Here is a 1182-nt window from a genome sequence, read left to right as displayed (position 1 = left end):
TTTGCCTTATTCGGTGATCGAGGCGACGATGCCCGCGCCCACGGTGCGCCCGCCCTCGCGGATGGCGAAGCGCAGCTTCTCCTCCATCGCGATCGGCACGATCAGCTCCACGTCCACCGTCACGTTGTCGCCAGGCATCACCATCTCCGTGCCTTCCGGCAGCGTCACAACACCCGTCACGTCCGTCGTGCGGAAGTAGAACTGCGGACGGTAATTGGTGAAGAACGGCGTGTGGCGACCGCCCTCCTCCTTCGTCAGGATATAGGCTTCCGCCTTGAACTTGGTGTGCGGCATCACAGAGCCCGGCTTGCACAGGATCTGCCCGCGTTCCACGCCCTCGCGGTCGACACCGCGCAGAAGCGCGCCGATATTGTCGCCAGCCTGGCCCTGGTCCAGAAGCTTGCGGAACATCTCCACGCCCGTCACCGTCGTCTTCGTCGTCGGACGGATGCCGACGATCTCGACCTCCTCGCCAACCTTGACGATGCCGCGCTCCACGCGACCCGTCACAACCGTGCCGCGGCCCGAGATCGAGAACACGTCCTCGATCGGCATCAGGAACGGCTGGTCGACCGGACGCTCAGGCGTCGGGATATAGGCGTCGACTTCCTTCATCAGCGCGCGGATCGCGTCTTCGCCGATCTCCTTGTTCGAATCCTCGAGCGCCGCAAGCGCCGAGCCCTTGATGATCGGAATGTCGTCGCCCGGGAACTCATAGGCCGACAGAAGCTCGCGCACCTCGAGCTCGACAAGCTCCAAAAGCTCCGCGTCGTCGACCTGGTCGACCTTGTTCAGGAAAACCACGATCGCCGGAACGCCGACCTGGCGCGCCAGCAAAATGTGCTCGCGCGTCTGCGGCATCGGGCCGTCGGCCGCCGAAACAACCAGGATCGCCCCGTCCATCTGCGCCGCGCCCGTGATCATGTTCTTCACGTAGTCCGCGTGGCCCGGGCAGTCCACATGCGCGTAGTGACGGTTCTCCGTCTCGTACTCCACATGCGCCGTCGAAATCGTGATCCCGCGCGCCTTCTCCTCCGGCGCCGCGTCGATCATGTCATACGCCTTGAACTCGCCGAAAAACTTCGTGATCGCCGCCGTCAACGACGTCTTGCCGTGGTCAACGTGACCAATCGTGCCAATGTTCACATGAGGCTTATTACGCTCGAATTTACCTTTTGCCAT

General features: G+C 63.0%; 1 protein-coding gene. It reads right to left on the bottom strand.

Translation table 11 applies throughout. From position 1 onward, the window contains the following. Window positions 1-6 precede the first annotated feature (6 nt). Window positions 7-1182 carry an elongation factor Tu gene (gene tuf, locus EP380_RS23390; RefSeq protein ID WP_127601230.1) on the bottom strand — a complete coding sequence of 392 codons (1176 nt, stop codon included), beginning with the start codon at window positions 1180-1182 and terminating at the stop codon, window positions 7-9.

It is taken from the genome of Nitratireductor alexandrii, from assembly GCF_004000215.1.
GTDB classification, from domain to species: Bacteria; Pseudomonadota; Alphaproteobacteria; order Rhizobiales; family Rhizobiaceae; genus Mangrovimarina; species Mangrovimarina alexandrii.
Note: the sequence above shows the minus strand (reverse complement) of the source record. Positions and strands in the feature narration are given on the sequence as shown.

Coding starts and splice junctions, on each gene's coding strand:
- tuf (WP_127601230.1), bottom strand. CDS start 1,182: ATGGCAAAAGGTAAATTCGAGCGTAATAAGCCTCATGTGAACATTGGC.